The sequence below is a fragment of the Caenimonas koreensis DSM 17982 genome (assembly GCF_009646335.1).
Taxonomy (GTDB): Bacteria; Pseudomonadota; Gammaproteobacteria; order Burkholderiales; family Burkholderiaceae_C; genus Ramlibacter; species Ramlibacter koreensis.
On sequence record NZ_WJBU01000027.1, the window covers coordinates 29,375 to 47,883 of the forward strand.

General features: G+C 63.5%; 19 protein-coding genes. 3 read left to right on the forward strand and 16 right to left on the reverse strand.

What is annotated here, in order from left to right; genetic code table 11:
• Positions 1 to 108: 108 nt before the first annotated feature.
• From GHT07_RS20125 to GHT07_RS20170, 10 genes are all read right to left on the reverse strand, one after another.
• Positions 109 to 1,425, reverse strand: a complete 1,317-nt coding sequence (locus GHT07_RS20125; protein ID WP_153586884.1) for an MFS transporter — start codon at positions 1,423 to 1,425, stop codon at positions 109 to 111.
• A complete protein-coding gene (locus GHT07_RS20130; RefSeq protein ID WP_153586885.1) occupies positions 1,418 to 1,819 on the reverse strand; it encodes a hypothetical protein in 402 nt (133 codons plus the stop codon). The genes GHT07_RS20125 and GHT07_RS20130 overlap by 8 nt, the downstream gene beginning before the upstream one ends.
• An 87-nt stretch (positions 1,820 to 1,906) precedes the next feature.
• On the reverse strand, positions 1,907 to 3,199 hold the full coding sequence (locus GHT07_RS20135; RefSeq protein ID WP_153586886.1) for a TolC family protein: 1,293 nt from the start codon (positions 3,197 to 3,199) through the stop codon (positions 1,907 to 1,909).
• Positions 3,196 to 3,510, reverse strand: a complete 315-nt coding sequence (locus GHT07_RS20140; protein WP_153586887.1) for a DUF3240 family protein — start codon at positions 3,508 to 3,510, stop codon at positions 3,196 to 3,198. Before GHT07_RS20140 ends, GHT07_RS20135 begins: the two co-directional genes overlap by 4 nt.
• Positions 3,503 to 6,607, reverse strand: coding sequence for an efflux RND transporter permease subunit (locus tag GHT07_RS20145; protein ID WP_153586899.1), 3,105 nt, complete (start codon positions 6,605 to 6,607; stop codon positions 3,503 to 3,505). Before GHT07_RS20145 ends, GHT07_RS20140 begins: the two co-directional genes overlap by 8 nt.
• Before the next feature lie 79 nt (positions 6,608 to 6,686).
• Positions 6,687 to 7,808 (reverse strand): efflux RND transporter periplasmic adaptor subunit, encoded by a 1,122-nt coding sequence (locus GHT07_RS20150; protein ID WP_228488456.1) that lies wholly within the window; start codon positions 7,806 to 7,808, stop codon positions 6,687 to 6,689.
• A 67-nt stretch (positions 7,809 to 7,875) separates the two neighbouring features.
• Positions 7,876 to 8,319 (reverse strand): hypothetical protein, encoded by a 444-nt coding sequence (locus GHT07_RS20155; RefSeq protein WP_153586889.1) that lies wholly within the window; start codon positions 8,317 to 8,319, stop codon positions 7,876 to 7,878.
• 21 nt (positions 8,320 to 8,340) lie between these two features.
• Positions 8,341 to 8,619, reverse strand: coding sequence for a metal-sensing transcriptional repressor (locus tag GHT07_RS20160; RefSeq protein ID WP_323741036.1), 279 nt, complete (start codon positions 8,617 to 8,619; stop codon positions 8,341 to 8,343).
• A 79-nt stretch (positions 8,620 to 8,698) separates the two neighbouring features.
• Positions 8,699 to 9,049: a DUF6488 family protein gene (locus GHT07_RS20165; protein WP_153586890.1), complete on the reverse strand. Its 351-nt coding sequence runs from the start codon at positions 9,047 to 9,049 to the stop codon at positions 8,699 to 8,701.
• Positions 9,050 to 9,078: 29 nt separating this feature from the next.
• Positions 9,079 to 9,855, reverse strand: coding sequence for a HupE/UreJ family protein (locus GHT07_RS20170; protein WP_228488457.1), 777 nt, complete (start codon positions 9,853 to 9,855; stop codon positions 9,079 to 9,081).
• An 84-nt stretch (positions 9,856 to 9,939) separates the two neighbouring features.
• Between GHT07_RS20170 and GHT07_RS21670 the strand changes: the two genes are divergently transcribed.
• On the forward strand, positions 9,940 to 10,071 hold the full coding sequence (locus tag GHT07_RS21670) for a hypothetical protein (protein ID WP_267237663.1): 132 nt from the start codon (positions 9,940 to 9,942) through the stop codon (positions 10,069 to 10,071).
• Positions 10,072 to 10,106: 35 nt separating this feature from the next.
• Here GHT07_RS21670 and GHT07_RS20175 read toward each other — a convergent pair whose 3' ends face one another.
• Positions 10,107 to 10,460: a hypothetical protein gene (locus tag GHT07_RS20175; protein ID WP_153586892.1), complete on the reverse strand. Its 354-nt coding sequence runs from the start codon at positions 10,458 to 10,460 to the stop codon at positions 10,107 to 10,109.
• Between the two features lie 299 nt (positions 10,461 to 10,759).
• Here GHT07_RS20175 and GHT07_RS20180 point away from each other — a divergent pair, with 299 nt between their 5' ends.
• Positions 10,760 to 11,554 (forward strand): DUF433 domain-containing protein, encoded by a 795-nt coding sequence (locus GHT07_RS20180; RefSeq protein WP_194792994.1) that lies wholly within the window; start codon positions 10,760 to 10,762, stop codon positions 11,552 to 11,554.
• Here the strand turns inward: GHT07_RS20180 and GHT07_RS20185 are convergent.
• Genes GHT07_RS20185 through GHT07_RS20195 form a run of 3 tightly spaced genes read right to left on the reverse strand, consistent with a single transcriptional unit; the run spans position 11,517 to position 14,550 of the window.
• Positions 11,517 to 12,395 (reverse strand): TauD/TfdA dioxygenase family protein, encoded by an 879-nt coding sequence (locus tag GHT07_RS20185; RefSeq protein ID WP_153586894.1) that lies wholly within the window; start codon positions 12,393 to 12,395, stop codon positions 11,517 to 11,519. The two genes, GHT07_RS20180 and GHT07_RS20185, sit on opposite strands and share 38 nt — an antisense overlap.
• Positions 12,396 to 12,401: 6 nt before the next feature.
• On the reverse strand, positions 12,402 to 13,364 hold the full coding sequence (locus tag GHT07_RS20190) for a tripartite tricarboxylate transporter substrate binding protein (RefSeq protein ID WP_228488458.1): 963 nt from the start codon (positions 13,362 to 13,364) through the stop codon (positions 12,402 to 12,404).
• A 22-nt stretch (positions 13,365 to 13,386) separates the two neighbouring features.
• Positions 13,387 to 14,550 (reverse strand): CaiB/BaiF CoA transferase family protein, encoded by a 1,164-nt coding sequence (locus tag GHT07_RS20195; protein ID WP_153586895.1) that lies wholly within the window; start codon positions 14,548 to 14,550, stop codon positions 13,387 to 13,389.
• Between GHT07_RS20195 and GHT07_RS20200 the strand changes: the two genes are divergently transcribed.
• Positions 14,497 to 14,988 carry a helix-turn-helix domain-containing protein gene (locus GHT07_RS20200; protein WP_153586896.1) on the forward strand — a complete coding sequence of 164 codons (492 nt, stop codon included), beginning with the start codon at positions 14,497 to 14,499 and terminating at the stop codon, positions 14,986 to 14,988. The genes GHT07_RS20195 and GHT07_RS20200 overlap by 54 nt on opposite strands.
• A gap of 2 nt (positions 14,989 to 14,990) precedes the next feature.
• Here the strand turns inward: GHT07_RS20200 and GHT07_RS20205 are convergent, their stop codons facing one another.
• Positions 14,991 to 17,984, reverse strand: coding sequence for a Tn3 family transposase (locus GHT07_RS20205; RefSeq protein WP_024815559.1), 2,994 nt, complete (start codon positions 17,982 to 17,984; stop codon positions 14,991 to 14,993).
• A gap of 42 nt (positions 17,985 to 18,026) precedes the next feature.
• A complete protein-coding gene (locus GHT07_RS20210; protein WP_228488459.1) occupies positions 18,027 to 18,314 on the reverse strand; it encodes a hypothetical protein in 288 nt (95 codons plus the stop codon).
• Between the last annotated feature and the right edge of the window lie 195 nt (positions 18,315 to 18,509).

The following is an 18,509-nucleotide window of genomic DNA, read 5'->3' on the forward strand; positions in this document are numbered from 1 at the left end:
CATCGCGCTTGGCTTCTGAACCGCCTTTTTGTGACGGAAGTCAAAGGTGAAAACAAGGCCAGCGCAAGCGCCAGCGCGGGGATGGTGGTCATCGCCACAGCCTGCTGCTCATGACGGCCAGCGGGGATGCTGGTCGTCCACCACGTAGGCGTGCGAATGCAGCTTGCCAGAGCCGCCCGCACCCTCCGCGAGGTGCGGGTCGCCGGCCGCGAGGTCATCGTGCGCGTGAGGCAGATCGGTTTCCTCGGCCGCGGGCCAGACACGGACGGCAACGATGATCGCGAACGTGGCGACGGCCGCCAGAGTCAGGAAGCTGGTCGTCATGCCCGCCTTCGCACCCAGCCATCCGGCTAAGGGATAGGTGAGCAGCCAGCAGGCGTGCGACAGCGCGAACTGCGCGGCGAAGACCGCGGGCCGGTCCTCCTCGCGGGCCGAGCGCCGCAACAGGCGGCCTGAAGGCGTTTGGGCCAGCGAGTAGCCGACCCCCATGACGAACCACAACGCGAGCAGCACCAGGTAGCTGGATGGCGCTGCGACGCCGGCAAAGAGGCCCAGGGCAATCAGGCTGGCGCCCGCCAGCATCACGCGTCGTTCAGGGAGCTTTTCGAGAAGTTTCGGCAGCGTGAACGCCACCAGCATGGAGCCGCCGCCGAACGCGGCCAGCGCCATGGCCGTGGCCTTCTGCGTCAGGCCCAGGCCCGACTGCACCAGGACCACAGTGTTGACGATCACCATGGCGCTGCCCGAGGCGATCGCCAGATTGAGCGCCAGCAGGCCGCGCAGGCGAGGCGTGGCCAGATAGATGCGCGAGCCGCGCGTCGTGCGCTCGTAGATGCTGCGCTTGGGCGGCAGCTTGGCTCTGGGCAGCACCGCCGACACGACCAGCGCTGCGGACGCGAGGAAGCCCATCACCGTGCCGTTGAAGAGGCTGTGGTAGCTGACCACCGTAAGCAGCAAGGCCGCCAGCGCCGGGCTGACCAGGCTCTCGACGTCATAGGCCAGCCGTGAAAGCGACAGGGCCTTGGTGTAGTCGGCCTCGTCGGGCAGCACGTCGGGAATCGTGGCCTGGAAGGTGGGGGTGAAGCCGGCGGAAGCCGATTGCAGCACGAAGATCAGCACGTAAATCTGCCAGATCTCGGTCACGAAGGGCAGCATCAACGCCACGCCTGCGCGCACCAGGTCCAGGCCGACCAACAACGCGCGCCGCGGCAGCCGCTCGGCGAATGCTGCGGCCACCGGCGCGACGCCGATGTAGGCCACCATCTTGATCGCCAGCGCTGTCCCGAGCACCGCGCCGGCGTTGGCACCCGCCAGGTCGAACGCCAGGAGGCTCAACGCCACGGTGGCCAGCCCGGTTCCCAGCAGCGCAATGACTTGCGCGAAGAACAGATGCCGGTAGGTCCTGTTCCGAAGAACGTCAAGCATGGTGTGCGGCCGTGTTTTCCTGCTGCGCGGCCGCGGACTTCTTCAGCGCAGCTCTGGGCATGGCTTGGCCGGCGCAATCGAGAACCTTCACGTAAACCAGGTCGCCAACCTTGAGGGCCGACTCTTTCGGGACGGTGACCGTCTGCCATTCCGGTTTGCCCATCTCGGTGTACCGAATTCGCGCGAAACGGGTCGTGGAGGCCTGAGCTGCCTCGAGCTTGCAGCGCTGGGCGTACCTGTGCCTCAACTCATCGTCCTCTCCCACCGCCTCTACCGCGCCCTCGCGCCAGCCCGCCTCCCACGGAAAGCGGCCCTCGTAGACAGGGTTGTTTGCACAACCAGATATGAGACCTGCTGCCAACAGTGCAGCCAACTTCATCCGCGAATAGTCCATCCCAATTCTCCTTTCGCTCAGACGCGAAAAAATGCCCAACCTCGCCGTGGCGCAGGTCCGCGTTGTCAAGAAACCGTCGGTTCACAATCAGTCGTCCTGTAGTCCCCAGATCAGGTGCGCGTCGATCAGAAGCCGATATCGCGTCCTCAGAGCATCCACGCGGGCCTGTGTGGAGCCCAGCGCGGCGTCCACCAGTTGCCGGCGCGCGAGCAGCACAGCCTGCAGGTCGGCCTCGCCCAGGGTGTAGGCGCGCTGTGTCAACTGCGCGTTCTCCTGGGTCGCGGCTCGTGCCTGCTCAGCGAACTTCCAGCGCTCCAGGCTGCCGCGGGCGTCGGTCAAGCCTTCGGCGATTTCGGATTCCAGCTCGCGCAGGGCGCGCTCCACAGCCGCGCGGGCCACGTCGACCTGGGCCAGCGCTTCGCGCGATTGCGCGTTGCGATAGGTGCCCCCCAGGGGGATGCTCAAGGTCAACCCCACAATGCGCTCGGCTCCACCAGCTTCCGATGTGGCGAGTACTCCCACGGTCGGGTCCGCCAGCCGGTCGGCGCTGGCCCGGGCGGCGGTCAACTCGGCCTGTTGAAGTTCTTCCTTGGCAATGCGCAGGTCACGGCTCTCGGCCAGGATCCGCTCGCGCCACAGAGCGTCGTCGGGCGTCAAAGCCACGGGCTCGCCGAGCGCGGCGACCTGCCCCGATACGGGGAATGGCGCGAAGCGTGCGCGCAGCTTCGCCCGCGCCTTCGCTTCCTCGTTGGCGGCACCGCTGAGCTGGCGCTGCACCTCGGCCAGATCGGCACGGGCGGCGTTCTGCTCCAGCATCGAGGCGTCGCCCGCCCGGCGACGCGTGCCGGCGGCGTTGAGGCTGGTCTGGGCGAATCCCAGTTGCTCGCTCCAAAGCTGTCTGGTGCGATCGGCTGCGAGCCAGTTCAGCCAGAGATCGAGAAGCTCTCGTGCGGCTTCGTGGCGCGCTTCGCCCAGCCGCGCTTCGGCGAGCCGAAGCTGAGTCTCGCCGAGCTGCCGGTCCAGCGCTGCCTTGCCGCCGATGCGCACCGCACGCTCCAGCCCGATCGACCATTCGTTGACATCCTGCGCGCCGCTCCGGTAGCGCCGCCGCTGCGTCGAAGCACGGGCCGTCCATTCGTGAGGCCCGGCCGCGAGCATGTCGGCGCGGTGGCGGGCGGCCTCCAAAGCATGGCGGGCCTGAACCACGCGCGGATCGCCGTCGATCAGCGCCTTGGCCTTGTCGTTTGACGGCAAGTCCGCCGGCGCGGCCTGAGGCGCAAGGGCCGCCGACAGGGGGGCACCAGACGCTTGCGCCCCATGGGCCGGTGCCAACAGCGCACCGGCAAGTGCCGCGCTCGCCGCGAAAATCCACCGCTTCATTCGATTTTTCCTTCGGCCGTCAGCGCGCTGGCCCAGTAGCGCAGCCCGGTCCCGCGAAATTCTTCGCGCAAGCGTTCCAACAGTTGATTCACTTCTTCCTCTGTCACCAGGATCTGGACCTGCACCGCGGCGCTTCGGCCCAGCACCTGCTCGACGTTGCTCAGGCGCCCGTGCGAGGTCCCATGGCTGAAGGTGGGGACGCTGGTGAAGACTTCCTCGCCCACCGCGTCCAGCAGCACATCCAGCAATTTCTCTTCGACCGACGGCGCGGCCAGCAGGGTCAGGCACAGCTTCGGGATTGCGCTAGACATGGGCCACCTCCTTGGTCTTGGCGCTTGCGGCCGGCTTCGCGTGCGCGAACCGCAAGTACAGCAGCGGCAGCAGGATCAGCGTCAGGGCGGTCGCCGTGATCAGTCCGCCGATGACCACGATGGCCAGCGGGCGCTGAATCTCCGAGCCCGGGCCGGTGGCGAACAGCAGCGGTACCAGGCCGAACGCCGTGATGGACGCGGTCATGAGCACTGGCCGCAACCGGCGCATCGCGCCTTGCCTGACCGACTCCACGAGCGACAGGCCTTCCGCATGCAGCTGGTTGAAGTAGCTCACCAGCACCACGCCGTTCAGCACCGCGATCCCCAGCAGCGCAATGAAGCCGACCGAGGCCGGAACCGACAAGTATTCGCCCGACACCCACAGCGCCACGATGCCGCCCACGAGCGCGAACGGAATATTGCTCAGGACCAGCAGCGCCTGGCGTACCGAGCCGAATGTGGAGAACAGCACCAGGAAAATCACCCCGAGCGACAGCGGAACGACCAGTCCCAGACGCGCGGCCGCCCGCTGCTGGTTCTCGAACTGGCCGCCCCAGGCGATGCGATAGCCGGTGGGCAGCTTCACGGCCTCGCCCACCTTCGCTTTGGCCTCCTCGACGAAGCCCACCAGGTCGCGGCCCGTGACGTTGGCGATCACCACGCTATAGCGGCTGCCCATCTCGCGGTCGATCTTCACCGGGCCGCTGTCGCGCGTCAGCTTCGCCAGCTCCTGCAGCGGAACGCTTTGGCCGTCGGGCGTCGTGACCCGCATGGCGCCGAATTCCGAAGGCGAGATCCTGACGCTGTCCGGCCCCCGCAACACGATGGGGATGCGCCGGTTGCCGTCGATCACGGTGCCGGCGCGCTGTCCCTCGATCTGCACGCGCAGCGCGTCCTGCACGTCCTCCACCGAGAGCCCATAGCGACCGGCCGCCAGCCGGTCCACCGCGACGCGCAGGTATTGCACACCGTCGTTCTCGACCGTGTACACGTCCTGGTTGCCGGGTACCTGCTTGATCAGCGCTTCGATCTGGGTGGCCAGCTCGTTGAGCTTGTCGAGTTCGGGGCCGAACACCTTGATCGCCACGTCGCCGCGCACGCCGATGATCATTTCGGACACGCGCATGTCGATCGGCTGGGTGAAGCTGTACTTCACGCCCGGCAGGTCATCCAGCACCTTGCGGATCTTGTCGATCAGGGCGTCCTTGTCCGCCAGCTGCCAGTCCTCGCGCGGCTTGAGCACGAGGAAGGTGTCGGTCTGGTTCAGGCCCATCGGGTCGAGGCCGATCTCGTCGGAGCCGGCCCGCGCGACCACGCCGGTGATTTCCGGGATGTTGCGCATCAGCGCCTGGTGAATCTTCAGGTCCAGCGCCGCGGTTTCCTCCAGGCTCACCGACGGCAGCTTCTCGATGCCGACGATGATGTCGCCCTCGTCCATGGTCGGCATGAAAGTCTTGCCCACCAGGGTGTAGACGATGGCAGCGACGACAAGCATCGCTGCGGCCACGCCGTACACCACCTTTTCGCGCCGCATGGCGAAGGCCAGCGCCGGCTCGTAGGCCTTCTGCAGCTTGCGCGGCAGCCACGGGTCCTCGTGCGCGACTTTCTTCAAGAGAAAGGACGCCAGCACCGGGATCACGGTCAGCGACAGTAGCAGCGAACTGGCCAGCGCGAACACGATGGTCATGGCCACCGGCACGAAGAACTTGCCTTCCAGGCCCTGCAGCGTGAGCAGCGGCAGGAACACCACCACGATGATGAGGATCCCTGCGGCCACCGGCGCGGCCACCTCGCGCACCGCGCGAAACACGATGTGCAGCTTGGGCAGTTTTCCTTTGGACCGGTCATGGCCCAGGTGCTGCACGATGTTCTCGACGACCACGACCGCGGCGTCGACCAGCATGCCCAACGCGATGGCCAAGCCGCCCAGGCTCATCAGGTTGGCCGACATGCCGGCCATGCGCATCAGCAGGAACGTCGCGAGCGCCGCCAGCGGCAACACCGCGGCCACCGTCACGGCCGCTCGCACATTGCCAAGGAAGGCGCCGAGCAGCACCAGCACCACGAGAGTCGCTTCAAGCAGCGCCTTGGACACCGTGCCCACGGCTTTCTTGACCAGCTCCGCCCGGTTGTAGAAGACCTTGATCTCCACACCCTCGGGGAGGGTCGGCTTGATCTCCTCGAGCTTGCGGGTGACGCCCTCGACCACCTTCTGCGCGTTGGCGCCGGCCAGGCCCAGCACCAGGCCCTCCACGGCTTCGGCCTTTCCGTCCTGCGTGACGACGCCGTAGCGCGTGAGGCTGCCGTCCCGCACCATTGCGACGTCACCGAGCCGCACGCTTGAACCATTGCCGCGCTTGACGATGATGGCACGCAGGTCGTCCTGGGTCTTGATGCTGCCTTCGCTTCGCACGAGCAGCACCTCGTCGCCTTCGCCGAGGCGCCCCGCACCGTCATTGCGGTTGTTGGCTTCGATCGCCGCCTTAAGCTGCGCGGTGGACAAGCCCAGCGCTGACAGCTTGACTGGATCGGCCACCACTTCAAAGCTGCGGACCTTGCCCCCCAGAGCGTTGACGTCGGCCACACCCGGCACTGAGCGCAGCGCTGGCCGGATCACCCAGTCCAGCAGGCTGCGCCGGTCTTCCAGCGACATTCCTGGGGACTCGACCGTGAACATGAACATTTCGCCCAGCGGTGTGGTGATGGGCGCCATTCCCCCGCTGATGCCCTGCGGCAGATCGGCGCTGATATTGGTAAGGCGTTCCCCCACCTGCTGGCGCGCCCAGAAGATGTCGGTGCCGTCCTGGAAATCCACCGTGACGTCAACCAGCCCGTATTTCGAAACCGAACGCAGCATCCGCTGGTTCGGGATGCCCAGCATCTCGACCTCGATCGGGACTGCGATGCGGCTCTCGATTTCCTCCGGCGTCATGCCAGGCGCCTTCATGATGATCTTGACTTGGGTGCTGGAGACGTCCGGGAACGCATCGATCGGCAGGTTGGTGAAGGCGTACCAGCCCGCGCCGGCGAGCAGCGCACCGGCCAGCAGCACGAAGAGGCGCTGGGCGAGCGCGAATTGAACCAGACGGGTAAGCATCATCTGGCCTCCGCAGGGCCGCCCCAAGGCAGGCCAGCGCCCCCTTTGGGGGCAGCGAAAAAAGTGAGCGTGGGGGCCATCAATTACTCCCGCTCTTGCCCTGCCAGGCGGCCTTCAGCGCGATGACGGACGTGGCCGCGATTTCCTGGCCGGCCTGCAGATCACCTGCGACGCGCACCGTCTGGCCGGCGCTGGCCAGCACGGTGACGGGCCTGGCGACGAAGCCCTTGGGCGTGCGTACGAACACGAAGGCCTTGTCGTTCTGCCGGACCACCGAGGCCAGCGGCACGGTCCAGCCTTGGGCCGCAGCCATAGGCAGACGCACCTGGACGAACTCGCCCGGGCGCAGCAGCTGCGCGCCACGGGTGACCTCGGCTCGCAACGTGAGCGTCTGGCTGTCGCTGACCGTGGCCCCGAGGCTTTGGCCAGCCGCCACAGTCTCGCGTCCCACCACGGTCATCGGCAATCCCTTGACCGATGCGACGCCACCTTGCCAATTGACGGGGACTTGAACGTCCAGCCACAGTCGGCTCGCATCCGCGATGCGCACCAGGGCATCGGCGGGCTGGACGCGCTGGCCGGGCTTGACAGCCAACTGGGAGACCAGTCCCGAAGTGCGCGCCCGCAGGATCACGACGCTGTCCACCGTGCCGCCATCGGCGACCCGGCGGATCGTGGCGTTGTCCAGGCCAGCCAGGCGCAGGGCCGCCTCGCTCTGATGCTGGCGAGCCTGGTGCTGCGCGGCGGCTGCTTCGGCTTCCTGGACGCGCCGCTGCGGGATGATGCCCTCGGCGAAAAGCTGGCGTTCCCGCTGCAGCGTCCTGGCCGCGAGCCGGTTCTGCGAGGCCGCTTCCATCAGCTTGAGCTGCAGTTCTCCGAGCTCGGGACTGGCCAGGCGCGCCAGCGGCTGGCCGGCCCGCACCGAGTCGTTCTCGGCGACGAGTAGCTGGTCGATGACGCCGGCCAATGGCGCGCTCACGACCTGCTCCTGGCGCGGCGGCAGCACGACGCGCGCCGGATAGGTCGGGCCTTCAGCGCCGCCGCCGGGCTCGAGCCGCTGCAGCTGCACGCCCAGGGACTGCATCTGCGCGGGGGTTACCGCGAATTCATCGGCGGCCTGGGCGGGCTGCAGCACGGCCTGGCTCACAACCAACGCGAAGGCGCGGCGCCATAGCGCGCGCCGGGAAAGACGGTTAAACATTCGAAGACTCCACAAAGGGCGCGCATTGCGCACAGGCAACGCGGCCGGACCAAACCGGGGGCGAGGTTCAGGTGTGGAGAGGTGGAGCGCGGCCGGCGGGCGGCAAACTTCGGTGCGTGGAATGAGGTCGCGCCAACGCGGCCATGCCTGCGGCTTCGGCTGCTGCCGGGCCGGGCTCTGCGACGGCGAAAGCCTGGCTGGGAGCGAAGCTGTGGTCCGGGTCATCGCCCAGGGTGAGCGAGCTTAGGTCAAGCTGCGGACGCACCGCGAGCACGGCATGCGAAGCCCGCAAATCGTGATCGTCATCTTCCAGGTGCGGCGCGGTGGCCTGTGCGTCGTGTACGGACGCGGTGAGCCATTGGGCATCAACCCCTGAGTCGTGCCGGTGGTGATGCAGCGGCGAGCTGACCTGGTCCCATACCAACACCAGCACCAGCAACCAGCGCAGAAGCCAAAGCGCCCGCGCGGCCACTCCGGCGGACTGTTTGGCTTGGATGGCGTTGGCGTGCATGGTCCGGTCAGGTGGCAGCTGTCACAGGTACTTGGTGATGTCTTTGAACTCGGCGACCGCAGCGCGGCTGCCCCGGGGTTGCGCCCGCACCGCATCTTCCAGGCAGTGATCCAGGTGATCGTGGATCAAGGCCTTCTTGGCGGCGGAAATCGCCTTTTCCACGGCATGCAACTGCTGGACGATCTCCAGGCAAGGCTTGCCCTCGTCGATCATCGCGACGACGTTGTGCAGGTGCCCATCGGCGCGCTTGAGCCGGTTGCGAACCTGCGGATGAGTCGTATGGATGTGCAGAGATGTCACTGAAAAATATCCTACCCGGGAGGATACACGGCTTTCGGGTCGCCCGTGTGCTGGAGACTCATGTTCAGGTGACTGCCGTTTACTTGCCCGTGAAATTGGCGGCGATGAAGTTGCCGGTCATCGTGAAGAACATGTAGAGGGTTTCCTTGGCCTTGTCCTTGGCGGCGGGATCCTTGAAGGCGACCTTCCATTCCTTGCCCTTCTTGCCGTCAACCTGTTCGATCGCGTTGTGCTGCAGCGCCTGCCAGGTCGATTCGAGCTTGCCGGATTTGACCAGCGCCTCCTTGCGCTGCTTGGCGCAGCCCAGCACGACAGTTTCGGCGGCGGGCTTGGAACCGTGGAAGTGGCAGCTGCCGCCTTCGTTGGCGAGGGCGGGAGGGGCGGCTGCGAACAGGGCGATCAGCGAAGCGGTGGCGACGAGGTTTTTCATGTGAGTTCCTTGAGGTTGAAGAAGTTGATCTAGTTGAGGGTGTTGCGGCTGTCGTCGGTCGTCTTTTCGATGTCCATGTCCTCGTGGACGTGCCGGTGTTCCTGAGCCGGGAAACGGAAGCCATTGGGGTCGCTGTCATGCTGGTAGCCGTGCAGCTGCATCAGCAGCAACAAGGCACCGGCGTAGACCAACGCCACGTTCGCCGCGAAGCTGAAGCGCGCGAACGAGGCGCGGCGACGCCACAGCGCCAGCGCCCCCACCATGGCGCTCAAGGCAGCAATCTGGCCGAGTTCCACGCCGACGTTGAAGCTGAGGATGCGCAGCAGGATGCCGGTCTGGTCCTCGCCCAGCGGCAACTGCTGCAGCCGCGTGGACAGGCCGAAACCATGCAGCAGCCCGAACCCGAACACCGCGGCCAGCAGGTTGGGCGACTTGATGTCGAAGTACTTCTGGAAGCCGCCGTTGTTGTCGAATCCCTTGTAGATCACGCTAACCGCGATGATCGCGTCCACCAGGTAGTAGTTCCAGGTGATCTGGTAGAAGGTCGCGAAGATCAGCGTGATGCAGTGGCCGACGGTGAAGGCCGTGACGAACTTCGCGATGTCCTTGAATGTCGTCAGGAAGAACACCACGCCGAACAGGAACAGCAGGTGGTCGTAGCCGGTGAGCATGTGGCTGGCGCCCAGGCCGATGTACTGCAGCAAGCCGCCGTCGAGCATGCGCTGGCGATCGGCATCGGAGATGCCATGCGCGAGCGCGAGCAGCGGCGCCGCGAGCGCCGCCGCGGCCGCCAAAGGGATGAGCAAGGGTTTGATTTTTGGCATTGGATTTGTATGAGTTGTCGATCTACATTTGCAATAGGCTGGGTTAGCCCACAAACGAAGCTAGGCATGGCGCCAACCGCAACTCCCTCACCCACGCGCATCAGGCGGGTCGCGTTCTGGGCGCTGCTGAGCTTGGCCGTTGCCGCACTTCTGTGGGGAGCGGTCTTGCTGGTCGTGGGATATGTGACGCTCGACTGAGCGTCATGAGCAGCCCGGGTAGAACGGGCCGGCTATCAGGCGGCCGCTTTGGGAGGTCGCAGGAGGCCGTCGAGGAGCGGTGTCGGACCGGGGGCCCGGACCGCTACGTCAGGCGAGAGGGGCTGCATCTTGGCGATCTCGCCCCAACCCGCCGTTAGCAGGCAGGCCGTATTGAATCCGGCGTCAGCGTGTTCGTGTTGCGAGGCGTCATCACTGTCTTCGACATGAAGAGACAGATCGTCGTGATGGTGATGCTCGGTATCCTGCCAGTGCAGCGTGATGTGCTCGAACTGCTGCGACCGTTCGGCAACGCCCTGTGAGTTCAGCACGGGCAGCGACTGGCACAGGAAAGCGATCAGCAGAAGAAATGAGAGCAGACGGCGCGACACAGCGGCGGATTGTAGCCGTCGTCGTGGTGGTCTTGGGCTGCGCTGGGTAATAGGCGCCTATGAGTGCAATGGCCAAACTCTTGGCTCCGGGAGCGCCTTGGTTTATCACGTCGACTCTTACCATGAAGGTGAGGTGGCGCGAAAAGCGATTGGTGCGCGGATAACGCTTCACGAACTGCTGAGGCGGCCGGTGAGGCTACCGGGCGGGCATGCCGGGCGGCCCGCCCGGGTGGCCACCCCGAAACCCGCGAGATGCCCTATAATCTATCCGAAGGTTCGGAATATTTAAGGAGATGGCCATGGCCGATACCGCTTTTGTGCCGGCGGCTGAAGCAGCCTTCATCGCCGGGCTGAGTGACAAGCAGATTCAACGGGTGGTCGACGAGGACATCCTGTTCTTTCCGCTCGTCCATCTTGACAACGGCCGCCGCTTTGCGCGGCTGGCAGCCGTCTTCGCGAGGTTCTATTTCGAACTGGACGACACGCTTACCGCGACGGCGCGGCGTTCGGCCATCCGGCACGTCTGCGACCGGGTGCTGGCTCGTTCGGACATGAATGAAATGCTGGCGCTGAGCCTGCATCATTCCGTCATGGACTGGGACGTGGTGATCCACAACATTCACGTCGGCTTTGACCACTTCGTGGTCGATGCCCAGGCACGAGCCGCGCAGATCGATCACGCCAACCGCCTCATCGTGGAGGACGCCGACATCATGGGAGGCGCGCCCGTCTTCAAGGGCACGCGTGTTCCTGTGGATACGGTGCTTGCCATGCGCCGTTCCGGCAGCACCGCGGGCGTTGTCAAAAGGCACTATCCCTTTGTGACCCCTGAACTACTGGAAGCCGCCGAAATCTACCAGGCGGTGCATCCCCGCCGGGGCAGGCCCCCCAAGGCGGAGGTGGCATGGCCCGCGTGGAAGCTGCGCAGCCGCAAGCTGGTGCGCCCCGCTGCTCGGGTCTGTCTCCTGCAGATACTCGCCACCCGCAGGCGGACTGAAGATTCCTGCGATGAAGTGGTTCCAGATCATTTGGGTCATGGAAATTCCGGTGCCGGCGTCAGGCTGCTTGCAGCATTGCTTCGGGCGTGTCATTGATGGTGGTGCGGCGCAGTTCACGGCGCTCAGTAATGTCGTATCTGCGGCCCCTGTGCACGGTGCTGCGGTTATCCCAGATCACCGTGTCACCCACTTGCCATTCGTGCGCGTAAACCCGTTCACGCTGCGTAGCGTGTTCAAGCAGGTCAATGAGGAACATGCGCGACTCTGCGGTCGGCCATCCAAGAATCTGGCGCGCATGGACCCCGACGTATAAGAGTTTCCGTCCGGATCCCGCATGCGTATCCAGCAGCGGCCAGACGGCTGGCGGTATTTCCATTTTCTGGTTGTCGGTATATGCCTCGCTTCCCAGCAACTCACGCGTATGCAGCGCGAAGTGCTCGGCCTCCAGGCCTTGCAGGTCCTTCTTGGTGCGCTCGTCCAGTGCGTCGTATGCGGCACGCAAATCGGCGAACTCGGTATTACCCCCCCATGAGGGCTTCACGACGCAATGCAGCAGGGAATACGCCGCACGGGGCTTCATGAATGAACTGTCGCTGTGCCACAGTTGATTGGCAAAATTCGACAGGTTCTTGGGTGAGTCCCGTTTGGCCACCTTGCCTTCGTCGTCCACATTGGAGATATCCAGCAGCCGCTCGTCGTCCAGCCTGCCTCCACGCTTGGTGATTCGCTTGAGGCCGATATCGAGCGGCCCAAACGAAGTTGCCAGCGCGACCTGCTGCTGCTGCGTGAGCGCCTGCCCACGAAAAACGAGGACCGCGTGTTCATTCATGGCAGCATTGATGCTGCGCACGTCGGTATCGGACAGCGGCGCCGCAAGATCAACTCCGCTTGCTTCAGCACCGAAAACGGGATGAATGGATTTTAATTTCAGGGACATATCTATTTACTCCACTTCAATCTTTGCGTCGGCTATGACTCGCGCCCAGCGCCTCATTTCGGACTGCGTAAATGCATCGAACTGCTCAGGCCGAGTGACTACCACTTCCATTCCGTAGTCTTCGATGCGTTTGCGAATTTCCGGATCGGCCAGTACTCTGGCTGTATCGGCCTGAATCTTTTGAACGATGGGCTTGGGCGTACCTGCCGGCGCCACGAACCCAAGGAATCCCTGCATCGAAAAGCCGGGGATCGTCTCGGATACCGAGGGATAGGCGTAGCCCGGAACCCGCTTTGGCCCCAATGTCGCCAGCATCTTCATCCGTCCCGCCTTGACGTAGGGCAGTACGGATAGAAACGGGTCCACGACCAGGTCGATCCGGCCTCCCATAAGTTCCGTGTGCGCCGGCGCACTCCCTTTGTAGGCCACATGCAGCATGTCAAAGCCGTAGTCGCGCTTGAGGAGCTCCCCTGCAAGGTGTGTGTTGCTGCCGGCCCCCGGCGTTCCATAAGTCAACTTCCCGGGATTTTTCTTGGCGTACGCGATCATTTCGGCCAGTGTGTTGAAGGGCGCGTCCGGCCTCGCAACGATGGCCGACTGAATAGTGACCAGCTGCGTGATCATTGCCAGGTCTTTGGCCTGATAGGGCATCGACTTGCGAAGGAACGGATTGGTCACCAAGGACGAATTCACCATCCCGAACGTCATGCCGTCGGGCAACGCCTTGGCCACAAAGTCGGTGCCGATCGTCGTGCTTGCGCCCGGCTTGTATTCGACGATGACGGATTGCGCCCAAATGTCAGAGAGTTTCTGTGCAATGACCCTGCCGATGGTGTCTGTCGGGCCGCCCGGTGGGAAAGGGATGATCAGTCTCACTGTGCCCTTTGGCCAGTCCTGTGCGGCTGCGACGTGGGGGGCGGCTATAGCCAAGAGGGCCAGGACCACGGCCGCCAATCTGTTCCAGTTCAAAGCAGTCTCCTTGTCTTCGGTTTTATTGCGTCTCGACGCTGCTGCCAGCGGCTGCCGACAACAGCACATCGGTGTGTGCGCCCAGCGCCGGCGCTGCGGATCGGGTCTGTGGTCGCAGTCCATCGAACGAAATGGGCAGCCCGACCATCTGGATCGTGGCGCCAGGCACCGACTGCGCCAGCCCAAGTGCCTGCATTTGCGGATGCTCAAGCATCTGCTTGACGTTCTGCACAGGGGCACATGGCACCCCGGCCGCATCGAGCAAAACAGTCCACTCGGAATTCGTGCGCCGAGCCATCGCTGCTTCGATCATTTCGTACAAGGCCGGTGCATTGCGCACGCGATCCGGGTTTGATACGAATCGCTCGTCAGTGATCCACTGCGGATGACCAAGTACTTGCGACAGGGCTGCAAAAAGCTTGTTGTTTCCCGCAGCGACGACAAGCTCGCCATCAGCCGTGCAATAGGCGCGGTAAGGAACGATACCCACTTGGCCCGAACCGCATTTTCGCGGCACCTCCCCAGCGGCGAGGTACTGGGCAGCGAGCATCGTCATCCAGGACGCTGCGGTTTCGAACAACGAGACGTCGACCATTCCGCCGACTCCCGATTCCTTCCGGCGAAGCAGTGCCGACACGATCCCTATCACGGCCCACATCCCGGTTCCCATATCCACTATCGAAGGCCCAACGCGTACAGAAGGCCAGCCCTCTTCACCGACCGCACTCATGATTCCGCTGAACGCCTGCATCAAGGGGTCATAGCCTGGGTGATTTTTCAGTGGCCCTGTTGCGCCGAATGCGCCAAGGTTGCAGTAAACGAGCGATGGCTTGCGCGCGAGCAGCGCCCGCGCACCGAACCCGACCGCGTCGGCCTGCCCAGGCCGCAGGTTTTGCAGCACCACATCAGCACGGCAGTCGATCAGGCTGAGTAGCCGCTCCTGGTCGGCCGGATCTCGAAGTCCGCACACGATGGACTGCTTGTTGCGATTAAGGCTTTGAAACATCGCTGCTGCGCCATCGACAAACGGAGGGCCCCATTTGCGCGCGTCATCACCTTCTGGCTTCTCAACCTTGATCACTTCTGCGCCCAAGTCTCCAAGGATTTGTCCCGCGAAGGGGGCAGCAACGCTATGGCCAAACTCGATGACGACCATGCCGGAAAGCGGCAGATGGCTCGTATTCATTTCACGAAACCTTTGCCGTCAATTTCAGACAGCCGAACAATTGTTTTAAAAACTGGAGCAAAAAATGCAACCAACACTTGCCAAACTATTTTCGCTGTGCGAAAATTAATTCGTATGACGAAATCATCGCCGATTGTTCAAAACGAGTCAAGTAGAGAGTCCCTACCTGACCGCGAATTTGTTACCGCGCTCGCTCGGGGGATCGATGTGCTGAATGCGTTTAGTAGTGAATACCCTGAGATGACGCTCAGTCAGGTCTCAATGCGAACAGGCCTGAGCGCAGCTACGGTTCGCCGTTCGCTGATTACGTTCGAGCAACTGGGATATGTGCGCAGGGAAGGCCGCAACTTTCTTCTCTCGCCCAAAGTCCTTACGCTGGGTACGAACTACTTGAGGGTCGGCAGGGATTCATGTAAAACCCAGCAGAAACGACCCTAAGTCTATGATTCCATTGGGATTATGGTGGCATCGAAGTTCAAGGGGCCAATCTTCCGCCGAAAATCCAGCGTGTAGTCACCAAACCGGTTGATGTGCGCCGTGCGGAACGGCGCCAGGCCGCCCAGGATCTCCAGCGTGATCTCGGTCCCCTCGTCGCGAAGCTCCTGCAGCACCTTCGTCATGCCCACCACGTTGTGCAGAATGATCATGTTGGCCACCAGGTGGTTGTACTTGATCACCTTGCGCTGCTCGTGCCGGATGTTCTCCGCAATGATCCCTTCTCCCCCAAAAAATGACCACTGAGCAAAGCCGTTGAACTGCTCGCTCTTATTGGTTTCGGCATGGATTACCTTGCGCAGCCCGACATCGCCGATGTAGCTCAGCAGGAACATGGTCCGGATGACCTTGCCAAGCTCTACAAACGCGAAATACAGCTTGTTCTTGCGGCTGTAGGTGCCGAGCCGGCGCAGGATCGCCGACGGCGTGATCTTGCCGGTCTTGATGGAAACCGCCACCCGCAGCATCGCCGGCAAATGCAGCTCAATCAGCCGCCAGTCGATCACATCGCTGAACAGCGCATTGATGTTGCGGTAAACATTGCCCGGCTCCGGGCGATGGAATTTGAGGTCTTGGATGCCCCGGATGCGCGGCATGAGCTGGATGCCCAGGAGGTGCGCCAGCGCGAAGACCGGGTAACTCTGGGCCTGGGTGTCCCCGTGAATCGTGTCCGGTCGAATGTCCGATTCGTTGGTCATCAGCCCGTCAAGGATGTGGATGCCCTCATAGGTGCCGCAGGAAATGAAATGGCTGAACAGCGCGATGAACTTGTCCGATACATGGTAGTAGCCGATACCGCCGTACCCACCATAGCGGATATGGTGCTCGGACAGTAGGTTTTGCTCGTAAAGATTCCACTTGGTGCCGTCCGCCGACGCGTGTTTGCCCGTGCCCCAGTAGCCTGGCAGCTCAAACTTGTTGTAGGCGTTGATCACCTTGACAATGGCCTTGTCCAGGAGGTCCTCGCTGACGTATTTCAAGTTCAGCCAGGAAATCTGCCGGCGGCTCAGACCTTTGATCGATTTGGCGGTCTGCACGGGCCCCAGGTTGCAGCCGTAGCAAAACAGCGTCGTGATGACGCGCATGCGCAGATCCTCCAGGCGGCTGTCGGTCCCGGCGAGTGGCCGGAACAGCTTGTGCAGGTCCAACCAGCGCTCGGTGTCGATCATGACGTCCACGATGCTGGCCGCCTCCATTCGCTCGGTGATCAGGGCGTCGATCCGCGCGGCCGCCTCGACGATTTCTGAGCGCGGCGGTTTCCGCAGGATCAGGCGGCCGTCGACGATCTCGGCATGGGCGTTTTCCGGGAAAGTGGCGTCGATGTCGTGGGCCCGCTGGGACATCGCCGATTTGAGCATCGCCACAAAGGTGCCGGGATCTGTCTCGATGCCGGTGACCTGGCCATAGTCGCCCACTTCTCTTTCAAAGGTTTCGTCATCGACCAACTGCTCGCGGTAATCGTCATAGCGCTCGCCGTACTTGATGAAGAGATCGCCCGACTTCAGGTCGTCTTTGACAGCATGCATGACCGCCAGTTCAAAATACCGGCGGTGGACAGCCTCCGCCCGGCCCTTGCCGGATGGACGGACCAACACCAACCGCTTCCACTGGCCTGACATCCAGCGGAAATCCTTGTCTTCAGTCAGGCCCAGCATGTCCAGCGGCACGATGTCCGCACGGTTGTCGCGCAGCTTGTAAAGGGCCTCGATCAGCCGCTCCGCTACCTGGTCCTCGCTGCTGGCCTTGGGCGAGGCGATGCCGATGCAGTTGAGCAACTGGGCCCGGACCATCTTGTAGGGCTGCAGCAGGAAAGGCAGATGGTTGCGGCCCGCATAGGCCAGGTGCTGTTCGCATTCGTTGAGCAGCTCGTCCACGTCGGCCACCAGGGTGGTGCCGATGGCGTCCACACGCTGCGTGTCGGTGCCCTCCAGCTGGTAGGCGCCCAGGATGTCTTTGAGCTGGCCAACCAGCATGTCGGTTTTTTGGACCCGCTCCTGCTGGAACGAGAGCAATTTCTGCCTGGCATTGTTTTCCAGGTTCTGCATCAGGCGAATAAACAGGTCCGCGGCATCGTCCAGGGACTGGGCATGCTGCGCCCGGATGAAGATCACCGCCAGGGCGTAGCGCTTTTGCGGCTTGAGTTCGGCCATCTCGGCCGCATTGAGGGCGCGCGCCAGGTGGCGAAACTGTTTGAGCTTGGGCACCGGCACGTCGGGCTTGGGAAGCTGCTCCACCAGGTACTGCAAGCGCCGGATGTGCTGGATGTAGGTGCGCGTTTCCTTGTTGGTCGGCCGCTTGGGTTCGCGTTTGAGCATTTGCCAGGCAGAAACCGACTCGCCCGTGGCGGTTTTAAGCAAACTGTCGATCAAGGTCCGGGTATGGGCTGTCAGCTGGTTGGTGATTGCGGAGAAATACCGGTTGTTGCTCTTTTCCCGGGCTCGATACGCCATCCGGTCCAGCGTCGAGAAGGCGGGCAGCTCGTAGCGATGGTGGACCAGCTCCTCCAGCATCACGTTGATGATGTCGGCCACCGCGTGTTTGGTCTCGGCCGCCGTGTCGGCCACGACCTCCAGCCAGGCGTGGCCCCCCGGGTTCATAGGTTTGACATTGAGGTGCCGGCGTAAGGTCGCAAACAAGGCGGTGCGCGAGCCCGAGGCCTCGAAGCGCTTGAGGTCCGCCGCCGGGGGCGGCCTAACCACGCCCACCTGCTGCGCAATGTGCTCCCGGATCACCGGCGGCACTTCGGCCAGGGAGATGAAATAGCCCAGGCGCTGGAAGACTTTCAGGTGGATCAGTGCCGCCATGCGCGGCAAGGCGCGCTTGCCGATGCCGGCAGCCAGGAGTTGTTCATCCTTGGTCGGTGTGTAAAGCTCCGCCAGCTCACGGGGTGTCGGATCGGGTTTCAGGCTGGGATAGGCCGTCTCATGGAGCGTGGTCATTCGCGGGGACTACCCCGCCTGGCGGCAATGCTTCCCATCGCCTCAATCCCAGTAGGTGTCGGTCGCGGGTTCGTGAAATGAGGTTTCCAGCAGGCACTGGTTGTCCTCGGCGATGCGGTACATGTCATCGAGCAGCGTGGCGATCACCTCGTCCAGCAAGTCACGTGACAGGTAGGGAACTGCGAGCTCGTAGAGCGTTCCCTCGGTGTTCAGGCGTTGCATGGCGAAACGCTCAAAGCAGGTCTGCTCGATCAGCCGGTGACCGCGAGCCAGGCCGCGCGACTGCTTGCTGAAGCGGGCCAGCACCAGCGTGACGCGCAGGACTGCCATGGGCGTCGTTCCTTCGGCCGGTGGGCGGGGCGCTTCGATTTGTTCGGTCAACAACAATGGCAGTAGCTGGGGTCCATTTGATTTCAGTGTCAAAAGTGACGGTTCGCATCGCCAGCAACGGCGCGGCCCTCGGCCGGTAAGTTGTTGATTTCACAAGGATTGCTGTTCGGTCTGGCGCGGCGTATCTTTGGCTGC